The organism is Arthrobacter sp. SAFR-044, from assembly GCF_051965175.1.
Lineage (GTDB): Bacteria > Actinomycetota > Actinomycetes > Actinomycetales > Micrococcaceae > Arthrobacter.
In genome coordinates, this window is sequence record NZ_JBQCMK010000033.1 from 1 (window position 1) to 1,197 (window position 1,197).

Annotated in this window: 1 pseudogene; it reads left to right on the forward strand. The window is 60.1% G+C overall.

The features are described from left to right. Positions 1-243: 243 nt before the first annotated feature. Positions 244-1,197, forward strand: a pseudogene (locus ACTHQS_RS20995) (hypothetical protein); the annotation flags it as partial.

Below are 1,197 nucleotides of genomic sequence, written 5' to 3' on the forward strand. Positions count from 1 at the left end.
GCCACGGGTGATGTTGGTGTTGAGGGTCCGTCGCATTCGGGGACGGGGACTCCGACGGGTACGAAGCGGGCGACGAGTTCGTTGTGGTTTAACGACGGGTTTTGGTGGGGCAACCTGTGGGACTCTGCGAGTTCGGATTTTCATATTTTCCGGTTCAATGCGGGGACGAGTTCCTGGGTTGATACGGGGGTGGCGACGGATCCGCGTGCCAGTACCCACCATGACGTGTTGTGGGACGGGAAGATGCTGAATGTCGCCAGCTACCGGTTCGTCAATGATGGTCTTCCGGCTGAGCCGAATTATCCGACCACGATGCGGCGGTACAGTTACGATCCGGTGGCGAAGAAGTACTCGCTGGAGAGTTCCACGCAGATCAATAATTCAAAGGTTGAGGTCCTGACCATTGATAAGGATTCCACGGGCCGGGTGTGGGCGACGTGGCAGCAGGGGAACAAGATTTATTTGAATGTCACGGCCACGGACGGCAAGACGTGGGGGACGGCGTTCCAGCATCCGGCGTCGATGAGCAATGTCTCGGTGGATGACACCTCGGCCGTGATTGCCTTCGATGGGAAGATCGGTGTGATGTGGAGCCGGCAGGTCGGGGACGCAACGGATGGGATGTACTGGAGTTATCACGTTGATGGTGCGTCGGCGACGTCCTGGAGCGGTGCTGTGGCGGCGGTGTCGGGGCAGCGCAGCAGTGATGACCATATGAACCTGAAATGGCTGGATTCATCCGGTGGCCGGGTTTTCGCGGCGATCAAGACTTCGTTCACGTCCTCGTCGCAGCCGTTGATCCAGCTGTTGGCCTTGAGTGGTACCAGCTGGTCGGCGCATACGATCGCTACGGTGGCGGAATGCCCCAACCGGGTGATCGTGATGATTGATGAGAGCACGCAGATGCTGCGTACGTTCGCGACCTATCCGAAGCCGTCGGGCACGACGAACGCCGGTGTCTGCACGAGTTCCGGTGGTGCGATCTACGAGAAGTCGACGCCGCTGGATAACATCAACTTCACCACCACCAAGACGCCGCGGATCGTGGACGCCGACCAGTACGTGCATAACGTCACCTCGACCAAGCAGAACGTCAACAGCGCCGCGCGGGGGACTGCCAACAGCGGCCTGCTGGTGCTCGCGGATGTCAACGCCACCAGCCGGTACTGGCACTACTACAGTCCCAGCAGCGGCGGC